This is a genomic window from Sphingomonas sp. LC-1 (assembly GCF_025371035.1).
GTDB classification, from domain to species: Bacteria; Pseudomonadota; Alphaproteobacteria; order Sphingomonadales; family Sphingomonadaceae; genus Sphingomonas; species Sphingomonas sanguinis_E.
The window spans coordinates 75106-100988 of record NZ_JANZXB010000010.1; the positions used below are offsets into that span (position 1 = coordinate 75106).

The 25883-nt window shown below is 65.1% G+C and carries 20 protein-coding genes and 1 tRNA gene; 9 read left to right on the plus strand and 12 right to left on the minus strand.

All coding sequences use genetic code 11. From position 1 onward, the window contains the following. Positions 1–7: 7 nt before the first annotated feature. The gene (gene rpsB, locus NZL82_RS14440; RefSeq protein ID WP_261270452.1) at positions 8–817 is read right to left on the minus strand and encodes a 30S ribosomal protein S2; all 810 of its coding nucleotides are present in this window, start codon (positions 815–817) and stop codon (positions 8–10) included. 368 nt (positions 818–1185) lie between these two features. Here rpsB and NZL82_RS14445 point away from each other — a divergent pair, with 368 nt between their 5' ends. Then, positions 1186–1425 carry a hypothetical protein gene (locus tag NZL82_RS14445; RefSeq protein ID WP_261270453.1) on the plus strand — a complete coding sequence of 80 codons (240 nt, stop codon included), beginning with the start codon at positions 1186–1188 and terminating at the stop codon, positions 1423–1425. Here NZL82_RS14445 and pssA read toward each other — a convergent pair. Both pssA and NZL82_RS14455 read right to left on the minus strand, forming a co-directional pair. Next, the gene (gene pssA / locus NZL82_RS14450) at positions 1361–2188 is read right to left on the minus strand and encodes a CDP-diacylglycerol--serine O-phosphatidyltransferase (RefSeq protein ID WP_261270454.1); all 828 of its coding nucleotides are present in this window, start codon (positions 2186–2188) and stop codon (positions 1361–1363) included. The two genes, NZL82_RS14445 and pssA, sit on opposite strands and share 65 nt — an antisense overlap. Before the next feature lie 12 nt (positions 2189–2200). Continuing rightward, the gene (locus NZL82_RS14455; RefSeq protein ID WP_261270455.1) at positions 2201–2923 is read right to left on the minus strand and encodes a phosphatidylserine decarboxylase; all 723 of its coding nucleotides are present in this window, start codon (positions 2921–2923) and stop codon (positions 2201–2203) included. Between the two features lie 142 nt (positions 2924–3065). Between NZL82_RS14455 and NZL82_RS14460 the strand changes: the two genes are divergently transcribed. Further along, the gene (locus tag NZL82_RS14460; RefSeq protein WP_261270456.1) at positions 3066–4286 is read left to right on the plus strand and encodes an NADP-dependent isocitrate dehydrogenase; all 1221 of its coding nucleotides are present in this window, start codon (positions 3066–3068) and stop codon (positions 4284–4286) included. Between the two features lie 112 nt (positions 4287–4398). Beyond that, positions 4399–4941: a TIGR02594 family protein gene (locus NZL82_RS14465; RefSeq protein WP_261270457.1), complete on the plus strand. Its 543-nt coding sequence runs from the start codon at positions 4399–4401 to the stop codon at positions 4939–4941. Positions 4942–4950: 9 nt separating this feature from the next. Here NZL82_RS14465 and NZL82_RS14470 read toward each other — a convergent pair whose 3' ends face one another. Beyond that, entirely contained in the window at positions 4951–5403 is a 453-nt protein-coding gene (locus NZL82_RS14470; protein WP_261270458.1) for a cytochrome c family protein, read from the minus strand. 112 nt (positions 5404–5515) lie between these two features. On the opposite strand from NZL82_RS14470, the gene NZL82_RS14475 reads away from it, so the two are divergent. Further along, positions 5516–7294 carry a cation:proton antiporter gene (locus tag NZL82_RS14475; RefSeq protein WP_261270459.1) on the plus strand — a complete coding sequence of 593 codons (1779 nt, stop codon included), beginning with the start codon at positions 5516–5518 and terminating at the stop codon, positions 7292–7294. Positions 7295–7372: 78 nt separating this feature from the next. Here NZL82_RS14475 and NZL82_RS14480 read toward each other — a convergent pair whose 3' ends face one another. The 6 genes from NZL82_RS14480 to NZL82_RS14505 all read right to left on the minus strand — a co-directional run bounded on the left by NZL82_RS14480 (position 7373) and on the right by NZL82_RS14505 (position 15224). Next, the gene (locus NZL82_RS14480) at positions 7373–10045 is read right to left on the minus strand and encodes a valine--tRNA ligase (RefSeq protein ID WP_261270460.1); all 2673 of its coding nucleotides are present in this window, start codon (positions 10043–10045) and stop codon (positions 7373–7375) included. Positions 10046–10087: 42 nt separating this feature from the next. Beyond that, positions 10088–11716: a histidine kinase famiy protein gene (locus NZL82_RS14485; RefSeq protein WP_261270461.1), complete on the minus strand. Its 1629-nt coding sequence runs from the start codon at positions 11714–11716 to the stop codon at positions 10088–10090. A 107-nt stretch (positions 11717–11823) separates the two neighbouring features. Beyond that, entirely contained in the window at positions 11824–12399 is a 576-nt protein-coding gene (locus tag NZL82_RS14490; protein ID WP_261270462.1) for a DUF2497 domain-containing protein, read from the minus strand. A 44-nt stretch (positions 12400–12443) separates the two neighbouring features. Next, on the minus strand, positions 12444–13964 hold the full coding sequence (locus NZL82_RS14495; protein ID WP_261270463.1) for a TolC family outer membrane protein: 1521 nt from the start codon (positions 13962–13964) through the stop codon (positions 12444–12446). Positions 13965–13970: 6 nt separating this feature from the next. After that, positions 13971–14636: a protein-L-isoaspartate O-methyltransferase gene (locus tag NZL82_RS14500; RefSeq protein WP_261270464.1), complete on the minus strand. Its 666-nt coding sequence runs from the start codon at positions 14634–14636 to the stop codon at positions 13971–13973. 309 nt (positions 14637–14945) lie between these two features. After that, a complete protein-coding gene (locus NZL82_RS14505; RefSeq protein ID WP_261270465.1) occupies positions 14946–15224 on the minus strand; it encodes a hypothetical protein in 279 nt (92 codons plus the stop codon). Between the two features lie 269 nt (positions 15225–15493). Here NZL82_RS14505 and NZL82_RS14510 point away from each other — a divergent pair. From NZL82_RS14510 to NZL82_RS14530, 5 genes are all read left to right on the plus strand, one after another. Then, positions 15494–15567 (plus strand) — tRNA-Cys (locus tag NZL82_RS14510). Between the two features lie 186 nt (positions 15568–15753). Beyond that, complete coding sequence (locus NZL82_RS14515; protein WP_261270466.1) at positions 15754–17637, plus strand: M61 family metallopeptidase; 1884 nt, start codon at positions 15754–15756, stop codon at positions 17635–17637. Positions 17638–17781: 144 nt separating this feature from the next. After that, positions 17782–18342 carry a PAS domain-containing protein gene (locus NZL82_RS14520; protein WP_261270467.1) on the plus strand — a complete coding sequence of 187 codons (561 nt, stop codon included), beginning with the start codon at positions 17782–17784 and terminating at the stop codon, positions 18340–18342. Next, positions 18342–21788 carry a chemotaxis protein CheB gene (locus NZL82_RS14525; RefSeq protein WP_261270468.1) on the plus strand — a complete coding sequence of 1149 codons (3447 nt, stop codon included), beginning with the start codon at positions 18342–18344 and terminating at the stop codon, positions 21786–21788. Before NZL82_RS14520 ends, NZL82_RS14525 begins: the two co-directional genes overlap by 1 nt. Then, positions 21781–22167, plus strand: coding sequence for a response regulator (locus NZL82_RS14530; protein ID WP_261270469.1), 387 nt, complete (start codon positions 21781–21783; stop codon positions 22165–22167). Before NZL82_RS14525 ends, NZL82_RS14530 begins: the two co-directional genes overlap by 8 nt. 10 nt (positions 22168–22177) lie before the next feature. On the opposite strand, the gene NZL82_RS14535 is transcribed toward NZL82_RS14530, so the two are convergent. Continuing rightward, the gene (locus NZL82_RS14535) at positions 22178–23458 is read right to left on the minus strand and encodes a TolC family outer membrane protein (RefSeq protein ID WP_261270470.1); all 1281 of its coding nucleotides are present in this window, start codon (positions 23456–23458) and stop codon (positions 22178–22180) included. Further along, positions 23451–25877 (minus strand): ABC transporter permease, encoded by a 2427-nt coding sequence (locus NZL82_RS14540; protein WP_261270471.1) that lies wholly within the window; start codon positions 25875–25877, stop codon positions 23451–23453. The genes NZL82_RS14535 and NZL82_RS14540 overlap by 8 nt, the downstream gene beginning before the upstream one ends. Between the last annotated feature and the right edge of the window lie 6 nt (positions 25878–25883).

Sequence of the window (25883 nt, forward strand, 5' to 3'; positions counted from 1 at the left end):
GCGAATATTACGCGTCGATCTGGCGCTCGGCCTCGACAGCCTGCTCGGCCGTCTCGGTCGGGGCGACGGTCAGCGCTTCCTCGACGGGCGGCTCGGCCATCGCACCGAAGTCGGTGCCGCTGCGGCGCTGCTGCTCGTGACCGCCACGGGTGGCGGCGATGGCAACGGCTTCGCAATACAGACGGATCGCACGGCTGGCGTCGTCATTCGCCGGAACCGGGAACGCGATGCCGTCGGGCGAGACGTTCGAATCGAGGATCGCAACGACGGGGATACCCAGCGTGTTGGCTTCCTTGATCGCCAGCTCTTCCTTGTTGGCGTCGATCACGAACATCACGTCGGGAACGCCGCCCATGTCGCGGATGCCGCCCAGCGACAGCTCGAGCTTGTCGCGCTCGCGGGTCAGGTTCAGCACTTCCTTCTTGGTCAGGCCGTGCGTGTCGCCCGAAAGCTGCTCTTCAAGCGTCTTGAGGCGCTTGATCGAGTTCGAGATCGTCTTCCAGTTGGTGAGCATGCCGCCCAGCCAGCGATGGTTGACGAAGTGCTGACCAGCGCGACGAGCGGCCTCGGCGACCGGCTCCTGCGCCTGGCGCTTGGTGCCGACGAACAGGACCTTGCCACCACCAGCGACGGTCGAGCTGATGAACTCCAGAGCGCGCGCGAAAAGCGGCACGGTCTGCGACAGGTCGAGGATGTGGACGCCGTTGCGGTCGCCAAAGATGTAAGGCTTCATCTTCGGGTTCCAGCGATGGGTCTGGTGACCGAAGTGCGCGCCGGTCTCGACCAGCTGCTGCATGGTGACGACAGGTGCCGCCATAAGATAATTCCTTCCGGTTAGTCCTCTGGGAAGCGGATGACGCGGCGGGCAAAGCCCATGCGCACCGAAATATGATGCTTCCCATGCGGTGTTGAGGCGCGCGCCCTTAGCCTATGCGAATCCGCGTGGCAAGCGGCACATGCCGTTCACATCTGTTCCAAAGCCGATTGACAACGGAACAACAGCGGAACATAAAGGGTTCGCAAGGCAGAACACGGCCTGATCGAGACGAATCACATGCGAAACGTCCTGGATTTGGCACGGCTCAACCTGCTGTCACGAGGGCAGCGACGGAACTGATCAAATTTTTCAATGGTTACGGTTTGGTTAATTGGCCGAACCGCAGCGAACGGCAGGAGGCGGACATCATGATGATCGTGGTGAGTGTTCTGGTTTTCATGGGCGCGCTGGTCGCCGCTGTCGCTACCATCGCCATGATGATCGCGCCGCAATGGCGGCGCATCCTTCATCTGGCGACCGGCCATGTCGAACCGGCCTTCACACCGCTGGCCACGCTGGTGGTGGCCGAGCGCCGGATCGCCGTCAGGCGCTGGGCGGCGAGTTCGCCGGTGCTCTCGCCGCTGGCGCGACGCCGCGTTGCCGCTTGAGGCGGGCATAGGCGAGCATCGTAAAGGGTATGCTGATCAAGTAAGCCAGGCATAATGCCGTCAAAGCATGCCAAGGAGCCGAGATCAGCGCGACGCCGACCAGCACGATGATCGCCAACGCCTCAAACCGAACGTGACGGCGCAGGCGGAACGATGTCCATGACAGTGTGGCCAGGCTCGAGACCATGAGCAATGCCACGAAGGCGACCCACGGTGCGACCAAATAGGGCGAGGCGAAGACAGGCTCCCCCGTCCAGAACCAGAGATAGAGTGGCAGCATCGCCAACCCGGCCCCGGCGGGCGCAGGGACGCCGGTAAAGAAGCCCGCCGTCTTTCGCGGTTGATCGATGACGTCGAGTTGCGAATTGAACCGGGCCAGTCGCAGGGCGCAGAACACCGCCTGAAGCACCGCGCAGATCCAGCCGATTCGCGGCAGATGCTCCAGCGACCAGAGGTACAGGATCAACGCAGGTGCGACTCCGAAAGAGATCGCGTCGGAGAGCGAATCGAGTTCGGCTCCGAACCGGCTTTCGCCCCGTAATAGGCGCGCGATCCGGCCATCCAGCCCGTCGAGCAGCGCAGCGACCATGATCATCGTCACCGCCGCTTCCCATGATCCGGCAATGGCGAACTTCACGCCGGTCAACCCCGATACCAGCGCGAGCGCGGTCACCGCATTGGGGATGATCGCACGCAGCGGAAGACCACGGGGCGGCAGGCCGTCGGCCGAAGCACGACGCGCAAAGCGGGGGGAAATGGCCATATCCTTGTCGACTTACTGCGCGATGCCGCTCATCGGCTTGCCGCCAACGCGGCCCAGTACGGTTTCCCCCGCGACCGAACGTTGACCCAGGCACACTTGCGGGGTAACATCATCGGGCAGATAGACATCGACACGACTGCCGAAGCGGATCAGACCCACACGCTGCCCTGCGGCAACCATGTCCCCCGGCTTCACGAAGCCGACGATACGACGCGCTACAAGACCTGCAATCTGGGTAAAACCGATCTTGCGGCCATCGCGCCCCTCGACCACGAAATGCTGGCGTTCATTCTCGTCCGACGCCTTGTCCAGATCGGCGTTCAGGAACTTGCCCGAGATATAGACGACCTGGCGGATGACCCCTGCGACCGGCGTGCGATTGATGTGCACGTCGAACACCGACATGAAGATCGACACCCGGACCAGCGGCGCCTCGCCTAGTTCGCCGACCAATTCGCGCGGGATCGGAACGCGCTGGATCATCGTCACCAGACCATCGGCGGGCGCGACGATCAGGTCGTCGCCCTGCGGCGTGGTCCGGATAGGATCGCGGAAAAAGGCGGCGATCCAGATGCACAGGCCGACGAACGGCCAGAACAGCACCTTCGTGATCAGCGTGGCGATGATGGTCAGGCCCGCCCCGATCAGCACATATTTGCGCCCTTCGGGATGGACGGCGGGAAAGCGCCACTTGACGGTGGTGGTCGCGATGGGAGGCTTTTCAAGCGAAGGCATTAGGCCTGTCTACCTGTCCACCGGCCATCGCACAATCTTTTCGGTTCGCCTCGGCCCTTTCGTCTCTTGCCAGGGGTGGTTGATCCGCCGCGCCCCCTCCCCTAGACGCATCTCAAACCTGCCCAATCTGAAGGATGTGCATATGGCGAAGATCAAGGTGAACACGCCCATCGTGGAGATCGATGGCGATGAAATGACCCGGATCATCTGGGAATGGATTCGCGAACGCCTGATCAAGCCGTATCTCGACATCGATCTCGCTTATTTCGACCTGTCGGTTCAGAATCGCGACGCCACCAGCGACCAGGTGACGATCGACAGCGCCCATGCGACCCAGAAGTATGGCGTCGCCATCAAGTGCGCGACCATCACCCCCGACGAACAGCGCGTCGAGGAATTCGGCCTGAAGAAGATGTGGAAGTCGCCCAACGGCACGATCCGCAACATCCTGGGCGGCGTGGTGTTCCGCGAGCCGATCGTCATCAAGAACGTCCCGCGCCTGGTCCCCGGCTGGACCCACCCGATCGTCGTCGGCCGTCACGCATTCGGCGACCAGTATAAGGCCACCGACTTCAAGGTGCCCGGCAAGGGCAAGCTGACCATGAAGTGGGAAGGCGAGAATGGCGAGACGATCGAGGAGGAGGTGTTCAACTTCCCCAGCGCCGGCGTCGCCATGGGCATGTACAATCTTGACGATTCGATCCGCGATTTCGCCCGCGCCTCGATGAACTATGGCCTGGGTCGCGGCTGGCCGGTCTATCTGTCGACCAAGAACACGATCCTGAAGGCCTATGACGGCCGCTTCAAGGACATCTTCCAGGAGGTGTTCGACACCGAGTTCGCCGAACAGTTCAAGGCGGCGGGGATCGAATATCAGCACCGCCTGATCGACGACATGGTCGCCTCCGCGCTGAAGTGGCATGGTGAGTTCGTCTGGGCCTGCAAGAACTATGACGGCGACGTGCAGTCGGACACCGTCGCACAGGGCTTCGGCTCGCTGGGCCTGATGACCTCCGTCCTGATGACCCCGGACGGCAAGACGATCGAAGCGGAAGCCGCGCACGGCACCGTGACCCGTCACTATCGCCAGCACCAGCAGGGCAAGGCGACCTCGACCAACCCGATCGCCTCTATTTTCGCCTGGACCGGCGGCCTGAAGTATCGCGGCAAGTTCGACAACACCCCCGACGTCGTGCGCTTCGCCGAGACGCTGGAAAAGGTCTGCGTCAAGACCGTCGAGAACGGTCAGATGACCAAGGATCTCGCCATCCTGATCGGTCCGGACCAGCCCTGGATGACCACCGAACAGTTCTTCGAGGCGATCCGCGTCAACCTCGAAACCGAAATGGGCAACTGGCAGTAAGGTCCGTTTCGGTCCGGTCACCGATAGGCGACCGACCGCAGCGCGCGCAATCTGGACCCGGGGGGCATGCCTCCCGGGTCTTTTTGCGTATCGCTCGATCGGGAGACATCGAATGGATCTGGGAAATTACAGCTGGTTGACCACTATTGGCACCTTGCCGCGGATGGTGTCCGAAGCATTGAAAATTTGGGACGTCAGAGAGAAACTCGGGCCGGCAAGTAATCCCGTCATTCTGGACTGGGCTCAGGAAGTTGGTGGCGATGTCGCTAGAACCTACAAAACCGACGAGACACCGTGGTGTGGATTAACCATGGCCTATATCGCCAAACGCGCGGCCAAAACCCCGCCCGCCAAGCCGCTATGGGCGCGCAATTGGACCAAATTCGGCACGGATAGCGCTCAGCCCGACTTAGGTGACATCATCGTGTTCAAGCGAGGCCTGGGCGGCCATGTCGGACTGTATGTCGGCGAAGATGAAACGCATCTTCACATTTTGGGCGGTAACCAGGGCAATCGAGTTTGTATCAGTCGTTATGACGAAAGCCTGATTCTGGCCGTACGAAAGCCGCCTTACATGAATGAGCCAGCGACTGCGCGCCCCTATTTCCTACACAACGATGGAAGGCTGAATTCCAACGCCTTCGCCGACGTCTGATATGCTCACCTATCTGGCGCCGCCCTCGCGCTCCAGATAGGCGATCACGTCCGCCCGGGCGAGGGGATCGGGCAAGCCCGCGAAGGTCATCCTGGTTCCCGGTGCGAAACGTTGCGGCGAGGCGAGCCATCGGTCCATCGTGGCCCGGTCCCAATGGCCGCCAACCCGCATCAGCGCGGCGGTATAGCCGAAGCGTTCGCTGCCGCCCGCCACCGGCTTCCCCATGATGCCATGGAGATTGGGCCCGGCGCGATCGAGTTCGCCCTTGCCGATCGTATGACAGGCCAAGCACTGCCCAAAGGTCCGCGCCCCCGCGTCCGCATCCGCGACCCGCATCAGCGCGCCCAGAGAAGGGTTTGGCCCGGCCTTCTTCAACCGCTCCGCCCGACCATCATCGCCGCACCCCGCCAGCGCCAGTAAGGACAACAGGGGCCATGCCACGGAAAAACGACGATCGATCATCGCTGCCCCTTACCGACGCCGAGCCCACGCCGTCAGTGGACCGATCGTCCCATCACCGCTTCGCCCGATTATCGACCTGACAAGTGCGTCAAAGCCGGGTTAGTCTGTCCTCATGGCATTACGGCTCGACAATCAGGGTTTCTCCGACGCGCTCGTCATCCTCGGTTCGGCGGGCATCGTCATCCCGGCCTTCGCCCGGTTTCGGGTCAGTCCGGTCATCGGGTTCATTCTGGTGGGGTTGCTTGTCGGCCCTGCGGGGCTCGGTTCACTGGTGCCCCATGCGCCCTGGCTCTATTATCTGACCATCTCCAACCCGGAGTCGATCGAGCCCTTTGCCGAATTCGGCATCATATTGTTGCTGTTTTCCATCGGCTTGGAGCTATCTTTTCGACGGCTATGGGCGATGCGGCGGCTGGTGTTCGGAACCGGCGCGGCGGAACTGCTGGGCTCGGCCGTGTTGATCGGCTCCGCACTCCACCTGATGGGGCAAGGCTGGGCGGGTGCGATCGGGCTGGGGCTGGCGCTGACGCTGTCATCGACGGCGCTGGTGCTGCCGCTGGTCGGAACGACCAGTCCAGTGGGACGCGGCGCGTTCGCGATGCTGTTGTTCGAGGATCTAGCGCTCGTCCCGATCATCTTCGCGCTGGGCGCGATGGCTCCGACCGCGACCGACGAAGGCTGGGTCGGCATTGCTGGCGTCGCCCTGCGCGGCGGCTTGACCGTGGTGGCGATGTATCTGGGCGGCAAATTCGTCCTGCCCCGCCTGTTCGCCCAGGCGGCACGAACCAAGAGCCCGGAACTGTTCCTCGCGGCCTCTTTGCTGGTGGTGATCGTCGCCAGCGTCGCGACCACGGCGGCGGGCCTGTCGCCGATCGTCGGCGCGCTGCTCGCCGGGCTGTTGATCGCCGAAACCGAATATCATTCCGAGGTCGAAGTGATGACCGCCCCGTTCAAGGGGCTAGCCCTGGGCGTATTCCTGATCACCGTGGGCATGAGCCTGGACCTGCGGCTGATCGCGAAGAATTGGGACATGCTGCTGCTTGCTGTGGTCGGCGTGGTCGCGGTGAAGGCGATCGTCACCTATCTGCTGCTGCGTGTCGCCCATGCCCGCCGCGGGGTGGCAGCGGAGACGGGACTGCTGATGGGCAGCCCCTCGGAGACCACGCTGATCGTCCTCGGCACCGCCGCGCAGGCACAGTTGATCCTGCCCTCGACCGCGGCTTTCTGGCAGACCGTCACCGCGATCGGTCTGACCATCACGCCTTTGCTCGCCAAGGCGGGCCGCGTCATCTCCCGCCGGATCGAGGCGCGCAGCGCCGATGGGCCTGGCACGCCCGAGTTGGAGGATGATGCCGGGCGGACCGTCATCATCGGCTTTGGTCGCGTCGGCAAGATGATCGCCGACATGCTGACGGTCCATGGCCAATCCTATGTCGCGGTCGAGGCCGACATCGACTCGGTCAGCGATGCCCGGCGGGCGGGCTATCCGGTGCTGTTCGGCGACGTCGCGCGGGCCGAGTTGGTCGATCGGCTGAACCTGCCCGCCGCCCGCGCGCTGATCCTGACGATGGACGATCCGGTGCTGACCGTACGGCTGGCGCGCCGCATCCGCGAGGCGGCGCCCGACCTGCCGATCATCGCCCGTGCACGCGACATGGCGCATGCCACCGAACTCTATCGCGCGGGGGTCAGCGAGGCCGTGCCCGAAACGCTGGAAAGCTCACTGCAATTGTCGGAGGCGGTGCTGGTCGATCTGGGCGTTGCAATGGGGCCGGTGATCGCGTCGATCCACGAAAAGCGTGACGAACTCCGCCAGGTCATCCGGCGCGAGGCGCAACTCCAGCGCGAGCCGCGTATCCGGCGGCTGCGGCGATTGGGGGAGCAGGGGTAAGTACGCTCTCTCCCCAAGCCACGCCTGGGGAGAGATTACTATCCCCTCCCCGCGCTTCGCACAGGGAGGGTCAGAGGGTCAGCCCAACCGGCCCAGCGCGGCGTGCAGGCGCGCTGCCTCGGCCATCTTGTCGGCGTGATCCGCACGCGCCTTTTCCACCGCTTCGGGCTTGGCCCGCTCGACAAAGCTGGCATTGCCCAACCGACCGCCTAGCGCATCGCGTTCCTTCTCGACCGCCGCAATCGCCTTGGTCAGACGCTGGCGTTCCGCGTCGAGATCGATCACGCCCTCCAGCGGCAGGACGAAGGTCGCCTCGTCCACCACCACCTGCGCCGCGCCACCGGTTGCTTCGCCCTCGGCCGCCTCGACGCGGGCGAGACGCGCCAGCGCACCCGCCTGTCGCACCAGCCGCTCCTTGGTATCGGCATGGACGTCGCGGACATGCATCGGCAGACGCGCGCCCGGCGGCACGTTGAGTTCGGTGCGCGCCGCACGGATTTCGCTGACCAGGCGGATCAGCCAGTCGATCTCACGCTCGGCCTCCGGGTCGAGCGCGCGGGCGTCCGCCATCGGCCAATGCGCCACGATCAGGTCGTGATCGCGCGCACCCATGGCATGCCACAATTCCTCGGTGATGAAGGGCATGAACGGGTGGAGCATCACCAATATCTGGTCGAGCACCCAGCCCGCGACCGCACGCGTTTCCTCGCCACCTGCTTCACCGCCCTGAAGCACCGGCTTGATGAGTTCGAGATACCAGTCGCAGAAGCGGCTCCAGACAAACTGGTAGATCGCGTTCGCCGCCCCGTCGAAACGGTAATCGGCCAGTGCGAGGTCGACGGCCTGAACCGTCTTCACTGTTTCGGCGATGATCCACTTGTTGACCGCCAGCGTGGCGTTCGGGGCTTCCAGCGTGGCGGATGCGCCAATGCCGTTGGCCTGGGCGAAGCGCGCCGCGTTCCACAGCTTGGTCGCGAAGTTGCGATAGCCCTCGACGCGGCGTTCATCCATCTTGATGTCGCGGCCCTGGCTCTCCATCGCCGCCATGAAGAAGCGCAGCGCGTCGGCACCGTACTGGTCAATCAGGCCCAGCGGATCGACTGTGTTGCCCTTCGACTTCGACATTTTCGAGCCGTCGGCGGCGCGAACAAGACCGTGCAGATACAGGGTCTTGAAGGGCACATCTTCCATGAAGTGCATGCCCTGCATCATCATCCGCGCGTCCCAGAAGAACAGGATGTCGAAGCCGGAAATCAGGACGTCATTCGGGTAGCGCCCCGCCAGCGTCTTGTCGCCATTGTCCGGCCAGCCGAGCGTCGCGAACGGCCACAGCGCCGAAGAGAACCAGGTGTCGAGCACGTCCGGGTCGCGGGTCAGGGTGACGCCCTCCCCCGCTTCCGCCTGCGCCTCTTCCTCGCTCTCGGCGACGAACACGCGGCCGTCTTCGGCGAACCAGGCCGGGATCTGGTGGCCCCACCAGAGCTGGCGGCTGACGCACCAGGGCTGGATATTCTCCATCCAGTTGAAGAAGGTCTTCTCCCATGCCTGCGGCACGATCTTGATATCGCCGCCGCGCACCGCCTGGATCGCGGGCTGGGCCAGCGTCTTGGCATCGACATACCATTGGTCGGTCAGCCACGGCTCGATCACCACGCCGGAGCGGTCGCCGAACGGGGTCTGGATCGTGCGCGGCTCGGCGTCATGCTCCTCGCCGTCCTTGTCGATATGCGGGATCAGGACGCCCTCATCCTTCAGCCGCGCGACGACGGCCTTGCGCGCCTCGGCGGTCGACAGGCCCAGGAACGCGTCGGGGATCAGGCCATCCGACGTCTGGACGATGCACGCCTTGGCATCGAGCATGTTGAGCATGTCGCGCGCTTCGATCCCGGCGCGGCGGCCGACCTCGAAATCGTTGAAGTCATGGCCGGGCGTGATCTTGACCGCGCCCGATCCCAGTTCGGGGTCGGCATGTTCGTCGGCGACGATCGGGATCAGGCGGCCGGTGATCGGCAGACGGACCTGCTTGCCGATCAGCGCGGTGTAGCGCGCATCGTCCGGGTGCACCGCGACCGCCATATCGGCGAGCATCGTCTCCGGCCGGGTCGTCGCGACCTCGATAAAGCCCGAACCGTCGGCGAGCGGATAGCGCAGGCGCCAGAAGCTGCCCTTCACTTCGCGCGTCTCGACCTCCAGGTCGCTGATCGCAGTGCCGAGCCCGGCGTCCCAGTTGACCAGCCGCTTGTCGCGGTAGAGCAGGCCCTGACGGTACAGGTCGACGAACACCTTCAGCACCGCCTTGCTGAAGCCCTCGTCCATGGTGAAGCGCTCATTGGCCCAGTCCATCGAGCAGCCCAGGCGGCGCAGCTGACCGGTGATCTGGCCGCCGCTCTCCGCCTTCCAGGTCCAGACCTTTTCGAGGAACTGGTCGCGGGTAAAGTCGGTCCGCTTCTGCCCCTTCGCGTTCATCTGGCGCTCGACCACCATCTGGGTCGCGATGCCCGCATGGTCGGTGCCGACCACCCACAGCGCGTCCTTGCCCTTCAGCCGGGCATGGCGGACGAGAATATCCTGCAGCGTGTTGTCGAGCGCATGGCCGATATGCAGGTTGCCGGTGACGTTGGGCGGCGGGTTGACGATCGTCCAGGGCTCGGCATTCGGGCGGTCGGGGCGGAAAAGGCCCTTTTCCTCCCAATGGCCATACCAGCGGGCTTCGATTGCGGCGGGGTCGAACGTCTTGGGCAGCTCAGTCATGCCGCTGCCTTAATCAGCCGCGCCCGCTTGCGCCAGATGCTATCAGGTACGCGCACCCGGCCGGTCGAGCACCGCGCGTATCCGCTCGTTCAATTCCGCCCGGCGATAGGGTTTGCGGATCAATTCATACGATCGCGCGCCCTCATCGATCGCTTCGTCGGCGTAGCCCGTGGTCAGCAGGACGCTCAGCCTCGGATAATCGCGCCGAACCGCCTGCGCTAGAGCGACGCCGTTCATGCCGCCGGGCATCAATATGTCGGTGAACAACAGCGAAAAGTCGCCGTCCTTCGCCAGATGATCTAATGCCTCGCGCGCGCTGCGGGTCAGGACGACATCATAGCCGAGCTGCTCCAGCATCGCCTTGCCCAGATCACCGACATCCTCCTGATCCTCGACCATCAGGACGCGTTCGGCGCCGCCGCTGCGCGCCGGTCCGACCGGCAAAGCCCGGCGTTCGGTCACCCCGGCGGCGCGAGGGAAATAAAGCGATACCGCGCTCCCCTGACCTTCCCCGATCGGCTCGGCCGTCGCCAGGCCACCCGACTGGCGCATGAAGCCATAGACCATGGCGAGTCCCAGCCCCGCTCCCTTCCCCATCTCCTTCGTGGTGAAGAAGGGGTCGAAGATCTTGTCGACGATCGCCGGATCGATTCCCGGACCATCGTCGGCGATGCGCACCTGCACATATTCGCCGGGATCGAGATTGACGGGACCATCGGTTTCGTCGCCGGTGCGGATGACGTTGCGGGTGGAAATATCGATCCGCCCCTGTCCGCCGCCACGCTGGATCGCCTCGCGCGCGTTGGTCAGGATGTTGAGCAACGCCATCTCCGCCTGCACCGGGTCGATCCGGCAGTTCCAGAGATTCTCTTCCAGCCGATGGTTTACGGTGACGCCGTCACCCGCCGTCCGCTTCAGGATCGGGCGGAAATCCTCGATCAACTGGTTGAAGTTGAGCAGTCGGTCGCGCAACTCCTGTTTACGGGCGAAGGCAAGCAATTGCTGGGTCAGCGTCGCGCCACGCGCGGCCGCCGCCGCAATTGCCTCGACCGCGCGACGCCCGCTCCGGTCGCCCTGATCGACCCGCGCCTCCAATATGTCTGAATAGCCGATGATGACTTGCAGCAGATTGTTGAAATCATGCGCGATGCCGCCGGTCAGCTTGCCGACCGCCTCCATCTTCTGTGCTTCGTGCAGCGCATCTTCCGCCTCACGGCGGCGCGAAATGTCGAGCTGGCTGCTGAAGAAATACACGAGCTGCCCCGCGTCGTCATAGACGGGCGACACGAACAACGCGTTCCAGAAGGTCGACCCGTTCTTGCGATAATTGAGCAGTTCGACCGCGATCTCGTCCCGCCGCTCGATCGCGGCGCGGACTTGTGCCACCACGTCACGGTCGGTCTCTGGTCCTTGCAGAAACCGGCAGTTGGTGCCGAGGATTTCATCCTCGGAATAGCCGGTCATGAAGCTGAAGGCTTCGTTGCAGAAGACGATCGGATTGTCGGGCTGACGCGGATCGGTGACGATCATCGGCATCCGCGTGGTCTTCACCGCCGCGAAGAAGATGTCCGACTGTCCCGAATGCGGCTGGCGCGAATCGGAAATTGGCGGGGACGACACGTAAGAGCGCGTCGACTTGTCGGCATCGGGCGTCTCTGGCGTGGCGGTCATGACCACCGAACCAAGCGGAGCGCACGCGGTTCCGCCAACATGTCGATCACGTTACCAAATTCCGCGCATTACAGGGGACGCGTCGAGGCGCATCCCCCGAAAAAGACTCAGCGCCCCTCGCGGGTGATCCGGGCGATTTCCTTGGCGACCATCGCCTCGACCATCTCGGGCAGGTTCGCATCCAGCCAATCGCGCAGCATCGGACGCAGCATGTCGCGAACCAGCCCTTCCAGGGTGCCGTCGCTGCTCGGTTCGGGCTTGACCATCATGCGGCTGAGCGCCTCCAGGGAACCACGGCTGGCCTGAGCCGCACGAGGCGAAACGATCGCCTCTTCGCTTTCGTCGACGGACGGCGCCTCGCCCCGCGACACCGGCGGAGCCGCCGGGGCGGGCACGGGCGCCGGTGCCTGCGCGACCGGTTCGGGCGCAGGAGCCATCGCCGCCTCGACCGCCGGACGCAGCGCCGATTCGGCGGCGCGGGCGGCCGCGGCCTCGACCTTCATGCGCAGCGGCATCGGGTCGCTAAGCTCCAGAACCTCGGGCGAATCATCTTCATCGACCGGCGAAGGCACGGGGCGCGGCTGGCGACGCTGACGCGCGGGCACCTCTCCCTCTTCGGCAATGATCCGTTTGATCGAGGACAGGATTTCCTCCATCGACGGCTCGGCGCTGACTTCACCCATGACCGCAATCCCCATTGAAGCCCCCCAAGGCCCCCTGCCCGGCATCATTGCCGGTTCGGTGACGATGCACCTGTGGTTAATGCGGGGCTTCTGTCAACAGGGGCGTTGACGTCGGCGTCGAGCGGACGCGTGATCGCCGCCGTCTGGGCCGGGGTCGCGGCGGTGCTGCTGGCGACCGGCGCGGGTTCGCCATCGCCGCCCCAATCGTTGATCTTGTTGCGAACGCGGTTGTAGTTGGCGACCGGATCATAGAGCGAACCGCCATCCAGCCCTAGGTCGCGCGCCTCGGCATTGCCCATGGCGGCGATCAGCGCGAAGCCCGCGACATAGGCGTCACGCCGCGCCGTCACCAGCGTCACCTGGCTGTTAAGCAATTCCTGCTCGGCATTCAGAATATCGAGAACGGTGCGCGTGCCGACGCTGTTTTCGGCCCGCACGCCCTCCAGCGACAGCGAGTTGGCGCGCACTGCCGATTCGGCCGATTGGATCACCTCCTGAGAGGATTGCCAGACGGCATAGGCGGAGCGGACCTGCGCCACCACCTGCCGCTCGGTCGCGGTAGCATTCTCCAGCGCCTGTCCGCGCAAGGCCTCGGCCTGACGGACCTGCGCCGCCGGGCGACCGCCCTGGAACAGCGGCATGGTCAACTGGGCACCGACCGTCGCATTGACGCCGGAGGCGGGGACACCGGCGACGTTCAACGACCCCAGATAGTTGAAGTAGTTGCCGCTCGACACCGCCGACACGCGCGGCAGCCGGTTGGCGCGGGCGACGTTGATGTCATAGCGGGTGGCGTCCGCCGCGCGGCGGGCGGCGATCAACTGCGGATTCTGATCCAGCGCGACGCCGACCGCCGCGTTGGGCGAGGCGGGCAAGCTGGGCAGAGCGGGCGGCTGCTCCAGTCCCACCGGGGCTACGCCGACGATGTTGACGTAATTCTCGCGGCTGGAGATCAGATTGGCCTGCGCCGATTGAAGCTGCGCCCGCGCCTGTGCCAGCCGCGCCTCCGACTGCGCCACATCGGTACGGGTCAGGTCACCCACCTGGAACCGATCGCGCGAGGCGCGGAGGTTCGTCTCCAGCACATTGACGTTGCGGGTGTTGAGATTGACGATCGCCTCGTCACGGATGACGTTCATATAGGCGGCGACGACATTGGTGAAGAGGTTCGCCTCCACACCGCGAAGCTGAGCGCGCCCCGCATCGACCCGCGTCTCGGCGGCGCGCACGGCATTCTTGACCGCCCCGCCCTGATAGAGCGGCACCGACAATTGCAGCGCGCCCGTCGCCGTACGCTCGGGGTTCAGGAAGTTGTTGTTGGCGACGACGATATTGTCGGTGAACTGCCCGGTCGACTGGAGCGACGGCAGCCCGCTGGCCCGCGCGATCGGCACATTCTCATCGGTCGCGCGCTGGGCGGCGCGCTGACCGGTGATCGTCGGGTTGGTCTGGTACGCCCGCACCATCGCCTCGCGCAACGTCTCCGCCGAAGCCGAACCGGCAAGCAACAGGGCCGAGCCGATCAGAATACCGGAGGTGAGGCAGGAAGTCGGGTGCAGGCGCATGGTCCCTCAGAATTGGAAGGCGCGAGGACGGGCAAATCCCGGCAATACGGTGCATTCGGCATCGGCAAAGGCACGGACGCCGTGGCCGCCCTCGGTCCGGCGACCACTCGCCAGCCGGGTGACACCATGTTCGACCAGACCGGTGACGATACGGCCACCGACCTTGACCTGCTCGACCAGGGCAGCGGGCAGGTCCTCGACCGCGCCGTCGATGATGAGCACGTCATAGGGCGCGCCGGCGGCATGACCGGCGTTGAGCGGCCCCTCGACCAGCGTCACCTTGCCCGCACCCGTCAGAACGGCACGGGCGGTGGCAGCGAGTTCGGTTTGCTCCTCGACCGCGACGACCTCGGCCACGATGTCCGCCAGCAGCGTCGCGGTATAGCCGGTAGCCGCCCCGATCAGCAGAACGCGGTCGCCCGCCTCCAGATAAGCCTCGGTCAGCAGACGACCCGTCGCCATCGGCAGGTTGATCGCGCGGCCATGGCTCAGGTCCAGCGTACCGTCGCGATATGCCACGGGGCGCAGCGCCTCGGGCGTGAAGAGTTCACGCGGCACCCGCGCCATCGCGGCGACGACCCGCTGGTCGCTGACCGCGGTGGTGCGCAGCTGGCTCACCACCATGGAATGGCGCATCGCGTCGAAATTCGAGGAGTCATTGCTGGTCGTCATGATCATGGCCCATCCCTGTCGCACAGCCGTTTTAGTTGTGCAATACACTAAATTGGTTCCCGCCGCTTCTATCGCGCAGCTCCGCCCCCGCCAAGCGGACTGGTAACCCCAGCACAGGCTTTTGGCGAGATTGAGGCGCGCAAGGCGGCGGGGAGCATCGAGGCGGTCCTTTGCCAAGCCATGATCGAGAGCGGTGAGTGCCTGTGTGACACGATCCCGGTCCGCCTCGCTCTCCGCCCCCCCCTCCCGCAAATTGAATTCGTCACACCGATTTGACGACAGAGGGCCTCAGTGCAGGATCACCATTCCTTAGATTGACGATTTTTCCCGAATGCTCTGGATCAGGGCCGCGGCGGCAAATGGCCAAGCCGCGCTTTGAAAGGAACCGATGATGCCAGTAACGATTTGGCTTGTTGCAACGCCTGCAAATGCCGAAACCATGCCAGGCGCCATGACACCATGGGCTTGGTTAGCCGTCAAATTTGCCACGATGACTGATCCGGCGACATTGCCAATCAGCAATCGAGCGCTCACCAAGTATAGTATGACGGGAGCGCGACGTGTGAGGCTGGTTACCATGGCTTCCATCATAATCTCCCGATACCGAGGCAATGGCATTGCCCCAAAGCCTGCAGTCCAACACGCGGAAACAGCACCTGCTGTCTGACAGCTATCGCTTGATATCTGATTGAACGGCAAATTGAAATTCGTCCGCTCTGATCGGCAAAGCCCCCCTGTTTGGCAGGTCGACGCCAGCAGGGCAAAACGGGAACAATGCGTACTTTTTTAAAACGACTGCGCACTGCCTGTTGACGCGGCGCAAAAAACCGCACACATGCCCGCCTCCCACGCATCGAGGCGCGATGGCGGAGTGGTGACGCAGAGGACTGCAAATCCTTGCACCCGGGTTCGATTCCCGGTCGCGCCTCCAGATTTTCCTGGCATATCAATCATCTGACGGTCCGTACGCCGCTCATCGGCGCAACGGCCCCGGTGATTCGCCGATGTGTCGCCATGGGCTCGCCGCACGTCACAAAGCGGTGGACCGCGTCGCCGCTCCTCGCTTAAGTCCCCGTTCCAATCGACAAGGAAGGGTTCGCGGATGCGCATAGGGGCGATGACGGCGGCATGGCTGCTGGCGGGAGCGCTGGCGAGCACAGCGCTACCCCCGGTGATGGCGCGGGAACCGGCCCCCAAGGCGTCCGCCAAGACGGCGGTCGAATATGACATCGCCTTTCCCCGCCCGGAACATCATGAGGCGCAGATCAGCGTCACCTATCGCGGGTTGGGCCGCACCCCCATCCGCTTCCAGATGGCGCGCTCCTCGCCGGGTCGCTACGCGCTGCACGAGTTCGCCAAGAACGTCTATTCGGTGTCCGCCATCGACGGGGCCGGACGTCCGCTGACCATCTCGCGCACCGATCCCTATGGCTGGACGGTGCCCGCCCATGACGGCACCGTCACCGTCCGCTACACGCTGTTCGGCGATCGGGGCGACGGCACCTATGCGCAGATCGACCCGACCCATGCACATCTGAACATCCCCGCCACCTTCATGTGGGCCGCCGGGCAGGACGACCGGCCGATCCGCGTCCGTTTCCACCCCGCCGCCGGATGGAAGATCGCGACCCAGCTAGCGCCCACCGACGATCCCGCCGTCTTCACCGCGCGCGACCTGCAATATTTCATGGACAGCCCCGTCGAGATGTCCGCCTGGGACATAAGGAGCTGGACGGTGGGTGATGGCGCCCAGCGCTACACTATCCGCCTGACGGCCCATCATGACGGCAGCCCCGCCGATCTCGACCGGTTCGCCGCCATGGCGCGAAAGGTCGTGGCGCAGCAGATCGCGGTCTTCGGCGAGGCACCGCCCTATGACTATGGCACGTATACCTTCCTCGCCGACTATATGCCGCAGATCAGCGGCGACGGGATGGAGCATCGCAACTCGACGGTGATCAGCATGCCGCAGTCGCTGGCGGCCGCGAAGTTCGCGCAGATCCAGACGCTGAGCCACGAATTCTTCCATGCCTGGAATGTCGAACGCATCCGTCCTGCGGAGCTGGAGCCGTTCGACTTTACCCGCGCCAATGCGACGCCCTCGCTCTGGCTGGCCGAGGGCTTCACCCAATATTACGGGCCCCTGGCGGTCGTCCGCGCCGAGCAGATGCCGCTGGCCGACTATATCGCGCAACTGTCGGCGACGCTGAACGCACTGCTGATCACCCCGGCGCGTCGTTACGGCGGACCGCAGGAAATGAGCCTGCGCGCGCCCTTCGTCGATGCCGCCCAGTCGATCGATCCGACCAATCCCAACATCTTCAAATCCTATTATCCCTATGGCGCGGTCCTTGCCCTGGCGCTCGATCTGCAACTACGGCAGGCCTTTCCGAAGCTGACGCTCGACGATTATATGCGCCAGCTCTGGCGCAACCATGGCAAGACCGAGCGCAGCTATCGCCCCGACGATCTGCGCATCGCCCTAGCGGAGCTTACCGGGGATCAGGGCTTTGCCGACCGCTTCTTCACCCAATATGTGATCGGCAGCGCTCTACCCGATTTCGCGCCGCTGCTGGCGCAGGCCGGGCTGACATTGCGCCCCGTTCACCCCGATGCCGCCTGGGCGGGCGGAACCCCGGCCAAGGGGGATGACGGCATGACGATCGTCGCCCCGACCGCGCCGGGCACGCCGCTCTATGACGCCGGGCTGGACAAGGGCGATGTGATCGTCAGCATCGACGGTCGCCCGGTGGCGGACGCCGCCGCCTGGACCGCCTTGCTGGCCGCGCACAAGCCGGGCGACCGCCTGTCCATCGTCTATCGCCAGCGGGGCGGCGAGCGGCGGGCGACGATGATCCTCGTCGCCGATCCGAACCAGGAAATCCTGCTTGACGAGAGCCTGGGCCAAAGCCCGACGCCCCGACAGATGCGGTTTCGCCAAGCCTGGCTGGGGCCACGCCCCTTGGTCGGACGCATCGGTCCGGTGACGTCCGCGCCCTGACCAGGGCGCCCACACCGGCGCGGTTTCGGGAACGACCGCGGCCCGGCCCGGGTTTACCCAAGTGAATTTTTTCGGGGGCTATCGTCCGTCTGGGCCCTTGCGGAGGGATAGACGCCATGCGAATGCGCGTCAGGGAGCCAGTTCGTGCAAGAAATTGATATTCCGGCCCATCTGGCCAGCTATTTGGACCAGTCGCCGATCGCCCTGGCTCTGGCCGATGCGCTCGACGACAATCCGCTGATCTTCATCAATCACGGTTTCCGGGAACTGACCGGCTATACCAGCGAGGATGTGATCGGCCAAAATTGCCGCATGCTTCAACGCAACGCCGACAATGTCGAAGCGCGGGAGCGGATCCGCGAATTCCTGGCCAATGATCGGCAACTGAACGTCCGCACCATGCTGGTCAATTTCCGCAAGGACGGCTCGCCCTTCATCAACCTGCTATACATGTCCAAGCTGCGACAACTGGGCGGCAAGATGCCCTATATCTTCGCCTCGCAATTCGATGTCAGCCGATCGCATCCCGATCGTCTGGCCGCCTATGACGCCGAACTGGGCAAGACGCTGGGTCGCCTGAGCCCGATCCTCGCCGAAAGCGGTATCGTGCTGGAGGGATCGCTGACCGCGATCGCCAACACCGCCGCCACCATCGCCCAGGCCAAGCTGACCCTGTCGGACCTCGATCGAGCAGCCTTTCCGTGATGAGCGACACGCCCCGCAGCGGGGACACATTGTCGGCCGAACGGGGCGGCGCGACCGTGCCGGTGGTGGGCATCGGCGCTTCCGCCGGCGGACTTGAGGCGCTGCGCGAGATGCTGACGCCCGCCCATGCCCCGACCGGCATGGCGTTCGTGGTGGTCCAGCATCTGGATCCCAATCACGAAAGCATGTTGGCGCAACTGCTCGACCGGCACACCAATTTGGCGGTGCGCCAGTGCGAGGGATCGGAACGGATCGAGGCCGACTATGTCTATATCATCCCGCCCGGACGGGGACTGGCTATTCGCGGCGGCGTGCTGGAACTGACCGATTTCGTCCAGCCGCGCGGGCTGCGCCGTCCGATCGACGACTTCTTCCTGTCGCTGGCGAGCGATCAACAGGCCAATGCCGCCTGCGTCATTCTGTCCGGGACGGGAGCCGACGGGACGACGGGCCTGCGCGCGATCAAGGAGAATGGCGGCGTCGGCGTCGTCCAGAAACCCGAAAGCGCCCGTTATGACGGCATGCCGCTATCGGCGGTGGGCACCGGCCTGGTCGATTTCGTCAAACCGGCGGGCGAGATCGTCGAATGTCTGCGGGCCTTCTTCGCGCGGCGCTCGGGCGATCCCAAGGAGCATGAGGCGGAGGTCGTCGCCGACCATGTCGACGATCTGTGCCGGGTATTGCGCAACGCCATCGGCCATGATTTTTCGGGCTATAAGCGCACGACGCTGGTCCGCCGGGTGGAACGGCGGATGCATGTCCTGGGCATCGGAACGGGCTCGGCGTATCTGGCGCGCGTCAAGAGCGATGCGGACGAGTGCGAGGCGCTGTTCCGCGATCTGCTGATCAACGTCACGCGGTTCTTCCGCGATACGGAATTGTTCGAGACACTCCGGACCAAGGCGATCCTGCCGCTGCTCCGTGCACGCGATCCGGACGAGGACATTCGCGTCTGGATCCCCGGCTGCTCCAGTGGCGAGGAAGCCTATAGCATCGCCATGATGTTCGCCGAGGCCGCGCGCGAGGCGGGGCAGCCATTGGCGGTCCAGATATTCGCCACCGACATTGACGAACAGATGCTCCAGATCGCGCGCGAGGGCAGCTACCCGGCCGCGGCGCTGGCGGACATTCCGGCGCCTCTGCGCGAGCGCTACACCCTGCCCCATGCCGAGCGGTTCAGCATCGCCGGGTCGATCCGCGACATGATCCGCTTTTCGAACCACAGCCTGGTAAAGGACCCGCCCTTTTCGCGGATTGACCTGGTATCGTGCCGCAACCTGCTGATCTATTTCGACGATCGCCTGCAGCAATCGGTGCTGCCGCTGCTCCATTACGCGCTGCGTCCGGGCGGTTACCTGTTCCTGGGGCCTTCGGAGAGCGTTGGGCGGTTCGATCATCTCTTCCCGGCGATCGACAGCCATGCCCGGCTGTTCGAACGATCCGCCGCCTCCCCCTCCTACCCCATCGACCTGCCCGGCGGCATGAGCCGAAGCCCACGGCGGCGCGGCGAACGGGGTGAGCGCGAGGGAGGCAGCGTCACCAGCGACGAAGGCGTCGCGCTTCGCCGCATCGTGGATCGTTATGCACCGCCGAGCATGGTGGTCGATCAGGATGGCGGCATCCTGGCCGCGTTCGGCAAGCTCAGCCGCTATTTCACCTTCCCCGTCACCCGGGCGGGCGGATCGAGCGCGACCACGCTGGCGCGGCCGGGTCTGCGCGAGGTGATGGGCCCGATGCTGCGCCAAGCCCGCGACGCCCGCAAGCGCATCGCCGCGCGCGACGTGTCGGTCACGACCGAATATGGCATCCAGAAGATCGAGGTGATCTGCGATCCGCTGACCGATGGATCGCTGCTCTTCCTGTTCCGCGATACCGAGCCGTTCAGCCCGGTCGAGGTCAGCGACCTGGCCGATCTGGAGCCCGGCAACGATCATATCGAGGCGCTGGAAGACGAACTGCGCCTGACCCGCCACCGGCTGCGCTCGACCGTCGAGGAGTTGGAAACGGCGAATGAGGAGCTGAAAAGCTCCAACGAAGAAATGATGTCGATGAACGAGGAGCTTCAATCGACCAATGAGGAACTGTCGACCGTCAATGACGAGTTGAAGACCAAGGTCGATCAGCTGACCGTCGCGAATTCCGACCTGCGCAATTTCTTCGAATCGACCGATCTGGCGGTGGTGGTGCTCGACCGGCATTTGCGGGTGCGCAGCTATACCGAGGCCGCCCGCTCGATCTTCCCGCTCCAGCCGGGGGATCGGGGCCGGCTGCTGGCCGATGTGTCGACGCGGTTGTCGGATACCGGCTATCTCGACGGGGCGGCGGCGGTGGCGGCGGGCGGCGCTCCGTCGCAGCGGCGGGTGACGACGCGCGGGGGCGAGCGGACCCTGTCGTTGCGCATCCTGCCCTATCGCACGCAGGGAGATGGCGTCGATGGCGCGACGCTGGTGCTGACGGACATTACCGACGCGCTCAGCATGGAGCGCGAACTGGCGGCGGAGCGCGAACGGCTTGATCTGGCCGTGAAGGCGGGCGGTATCGGCGTCTGGGAATATCGGGACGGGACCGGCGAGATCTTCCTCGACGGCACCGGGCGCAGCCTGTTTGGCTTTGGCGAAAACGAGTCCGCCGAGCGCGTCGATCATGTACTCGAACGCATCGTGGCGGAGGATCGCCCGGCGGTCCAGCTTGCGCTGGCCGAGGCGATGGCGAACCGCGGCGATTTCGAAATGACCTTCCGGCTGGATGCGGCGGGCAAGGATCGGTGGATCAAGGGCTTTGGCCGGGTCGTTACCGCTAGCGCGCCGCACCGCATGGTCGGCGTCTCGATCGATGTGACCGCCGAATATGTATTCGCCGAGACGCGCGAACTGATGCTGCGCGAGATGAACCATCGGGTGAAGAACCTCTTCGCCATCATCTCGGGCATCGTTTCCGCCGCCGCGCGCTCGCACGGCGATGTGACCGAGATGGCCGAGGATGTGCGCGAGCGGATTGCGACGCTGGGCCGCGCCCATTCGCTGGCGTCTCCGGCCGGGGAGCAGCAGGCCATCGACCTGGGTTCGCTGGTGGAGGCGACGATAGCCCCCTATCAGGGTCAGTCGAAGATCATGATCGACGGCCCCCGCCTGCTGATCGACCGACGCTGCCTCTCGCCATTGGCGCTGATCCTGCACGAATGGGCGACCAACTCGGTCAAATACGGGGCCCTGGCGCATCGCGAGGGCGAACTGGCGATCGGCTGGACGCTGGCGGACGGCAAGTTGACGCTGACCTGGACCGAGACGGGCGGCAAAGGCGCGTTCGATATCGGCTCCAAGGGCTTCGGCACGCTGCTCGTCCAGACATCCTCGCGGCAACTCGGTGCGCAATTGGAGCGTAATAGCTCCGATGGTCGTTTCCTGCTGACCCTCATCCTGCCGGAGACGATACTCGCACATGACTAAGACGGTATTGCTGGTCGAAGACGAATTCTTTGTCGCGCTGGATCTTCAGTCGATCATCGAGGATGGCGGCTATGAGGTCGATGGACCTTATGTCAGCGTCGAGGATGTGCTGGCGCATCTGGACGGAGATCGTCCGGAACTGGCCTGCGCCATTCTCGACGTGCGGCTGCGCGATGGAGAAGTGTTTCCCGCGGCCGAGCGATTGAGCCAGGCGGGCGTGCCGTTGATCTTCCATTCGGGTCATGCTGACGAACAGACGCTACAATCGCGCTATCCGGGTGCGGCGGTGTGCGGGAAGCCCTGTTCCCCCTCCCTGCTCCGCCGCACCCTGTTAATGGCGGTGTCCGGCCCCAGCGAAAGCGATCGCGAAGCCGGTTGATCGCGCCGCCTTAGTCGAACGCGCCCCGCCCCATTCGGCCCGTCGCCCGAAGCAATGCCGCCTGTGCGGTCAGCACATCGACCTGCGCCCGCGCCACCGCCAGCTGTGCCGAGCGATAGCTCTGGTCCGCGACCAGAATGTCGATGGTCGAGCGTAACCCGAAACCATATTCCGCCCGCACGCCCTTCAAGGCGAGGTCGGCGGCCTTCAACCCCTCGGCGCTGGCCTTGAGCCGTCCCTCGGCGGCGGTCAGCGAGGCCCAGGCGGTATCGGCGGCCCGCACCACCGCGCGTGATGCGGCATCGGCATCGAACCGCTCGGCCCGGCGCGCCGCTTCCGCCTGCCGCACGCGCGAAGCGACGAGGCCACCGGTCAGCAGGGGTATGCGCAGCCCCAGGCCCGCATTGGCGGCGCTGTCGAACCCGGTCGCCTGTCCGCCCGACCATTGCACGCCCCGGCCATAGCCGCCCGACAGATCGAGCGCGGGTGCCCGCTCCGCCCGTGCCTGATCGATACGCGCGGTGGCGGCATCGACCCGCTGCTGCTGGGCCAGCAACAGCGGATTGCCGGTTTCCGCCGCCTCGCGCGCGTCCGTCAGCGTGCGCGGCAGGGCGGAGGGCGGCGCGATGGTGGCGTCCAGCGTCCCGGCATCGCGGCCGACGATCGCGCGATACGCCGCCTCCGCCGTGGCCACCGCCCCCTCGGCATCCACCAGATTGGATATGACGCTCGCCCGCTGCGCCTCGAGCTGTGCGACGTCGGTCTTGGTCGCCTGCCCCAGCCCATAGCGCGACCGGGCTTCGGCCACCTGGCTGTCGAGACGTTCGATCCCGACCCGCGCCACCTCGACCGCCTGCTGCGTATAGAGCAGGTCGGCATAGGCCCCGACGACACGCTCCAGCACATCGGCCTCGACATCGCGCAGCGCCTCGCCGCCCGCCGCGACATCGCCATTGGCCGCGCGCACCGCCGAGGAGACGCGGCCGCCCGTCCAGATGGGCAGGGTCGCCGTGACACTGCCCAGCGCCGAGGTCGCACCGGTCCGCACCCCCGCCGAGTCATAACCCAGCCGGTCATAGCCCCCGCTGCCCGTCGCCCCCGCGGTCAGTCGACCGGCGGCACGCGCCTGATTGGGGGTTTCGGCCAGCGCATCCTGCCGTGCCCGGGCGGCGGCGAGTTCGGGATTGCCCTCCCACGCCGCCGCGATCGCCTCCTTCAGCGTCTCGCCCGAGGCGGGAGCAGCCGCGATCAACGCCGCCCCCATCACCAGCCACGCCCCCCGCTTAGTCATGACGGAGCGCCCAGGCCGGAGCCGCACGGCTGGCGCGCAGCGACTGGCCCAGCACGGTCAGCACCGCGATGCTCAGCGCCAGCGCCGTCGCCGCGAGGAAGAAGAGCGGCGACAGGCTGATCCGATCCTCGAACCCCGCCAGCCAGGTCCGCATCGCGACGAAGGACAGCGGCCAGGCGACGAGATTGGCGAGGACGACCGGCCGCAGGAACTGCCCGACCAGCAGCTTGACGATGTCGGTGGCGGAGGCCCCCAGCGTCTTGCGGATGCCGATCTCCTTCACCCGCCGCTGCGTATTGAACGAGGCGAGGCCCCATAGCCCAACGCAACCAATCAGGACGGCAAGCCCGGCACCGATGCCGAACAAGCGGGTCGCCCGATCGTCGGCTTCGTAGAACTCCTCCAGCTTGGCGTCAGCGCTCTTGGCGTTGAAGGGCACGTTGGGCACCATCTGCTGCCACAGGTTGCGCACCGCCGCCGTCATGGTACGCGGGTCGCCCTGGAAACGGACCGAAGCCACCGCGCCGCTGATCACATTTTCCGGCTTGGCATCGTACACATAATAGGTCGCATCATTGGGCAGCCGCGGGGAGAAGAAGCGCATGTCCTCGATCACCCCGATGATCGTGCGCGGCCGGTCCCCGCCCACCGTCTTGCCGATGGCATCCTGCGGCGTGGCGAAACGCAGTGTGGACAGAGCGCGCCGGTTCAGGATGATCATCCTCGGCTGCCCCTTTTCGACCGACTGGGAGTCGTCGCCGCGATGTGCATCGTCGAAGAAGCGTCCCGCCAACAATCGCGTACCATAGACCTTGAAGAAGTCAGGCCCGACCTCGATCCGGCGAAGCGATGGGCCATCCCCCGGCACGCCGGGCAGCGGGACATTGTCGGCATTGTTACTGCCGCCGCCGCCCACTGCGCTATCGGCGATGGCGACCGCCGACACATTGGGAAGCCGTCGGATGGCCTCCACTACGGCGCGGCGCCGTGGTGCATCGATGAGGGTGTCGCTGATCGACGAACTGGTCAGCAACCCGTCGCGGCGAAAGCCCAGATCGGTCGCTCGAAGGTGCCGCGTCTGCGCGACCAGGATCAGCGTCCCGATCATGAACGCGATGGCAAGACCGAACTGAAACACGACCAATGCCTCACGGATGCGGGTGCCGGCACGCCCGCCACCCGGAGCGCGCGAGGATGCCAGCACGCTTGCCGCCGGAAACCGCGACAGGAGGATCGCCGGATAGGCACCCGCCAGCATCCCGACGACCACAGTCAGCAAGGCGAGCGCGGGAACCACCACGGCATAGGGAATGGACAGGCTCAGTCCGCCCGCCGCATTGACCAGCGGCAGGCCGATCTCCGCCAGGATCAAGCCACCCAGCGCGGCGATTGCGACGGTCAGGATCGCCTCGCCCAGGAATTGTGAGATCAAGGCCGATCGGCTGGCCCCCAGCACCTTGCGCATCGCCACTTCGCGCGCCCGCAAGCCCGACCGGGCGGTTGCCAGATTGACGTAGTTCACAATGGCGATGATCAGCGTCAGGATCCCGACCAGGCCCAGCGTCACCATGGTCAGCTTGCGACTGGCGCTTGCCTTGCCCTGCGGCTCCAGATGCATCTTGGTGATCGGCATCACGGTGATGTTGAGGGACTTGGAGGCGTCCTTGCCCATGTCCGTCAGGGCACGGCGATCGACGAAGGAAGGCATCTTGTTGGTAAAGGCGCGCGCCGCCTGGGGCGTGTCGAACTTCAGGAAGGTCTGAAGCGACGAACTGCCCCAGTGATACCACCATTGCTTGCTATTTTCCGGCAGCGTCTTGGTTAGTGGCAGCACCATCGAAAAGTTCAATTCGCTGTTTTCCGGCAGGTCCTTGAAGACCCCCGCAACGCGGTAATTCCGAATGTCGTCGATCGCCAGTTTGATCGGCCGCCCGACTGGGTTGGCCGACCCGAAATACTTGCGGGCGACCGTTTCGTTGATCAGGACGTTCGTCGGCGTTCGCAGCGCATCGCCACTGCCGCTGACCATGGGCAGGTCGAAAAGCTGGAAGAAGCTGGGATCGACCTGAACGAGCTCCTCACTGGTCGCGACCCGCCCCTGAATAACGCTGGCACCCGACCCGCGGATACGCGTGCCGACCGTATCCGGAAAATCCTCGCGCAACTGCTCCAGCAGCCCGCCCATCGTCCAATTGCTCGCCCCGTTGAAAGGGCTTTCCGGGATGGTCCAGACCGACTGGGCGACATAGATTTTGTCATGATCCGGCAGCCACTTCTCATAGCTGGTCTCGAACCGGACATAGAGGCCCAGCACGAGGAAGACGGCGATGCCGACCGCCAGCCCCCCGATGTTGAGCGCGGCGTAAAGCTTGTGACGCACAAGCGAGCGATAGAGCGACAGAAGCGCGAAGCGGTTCATGGTTGC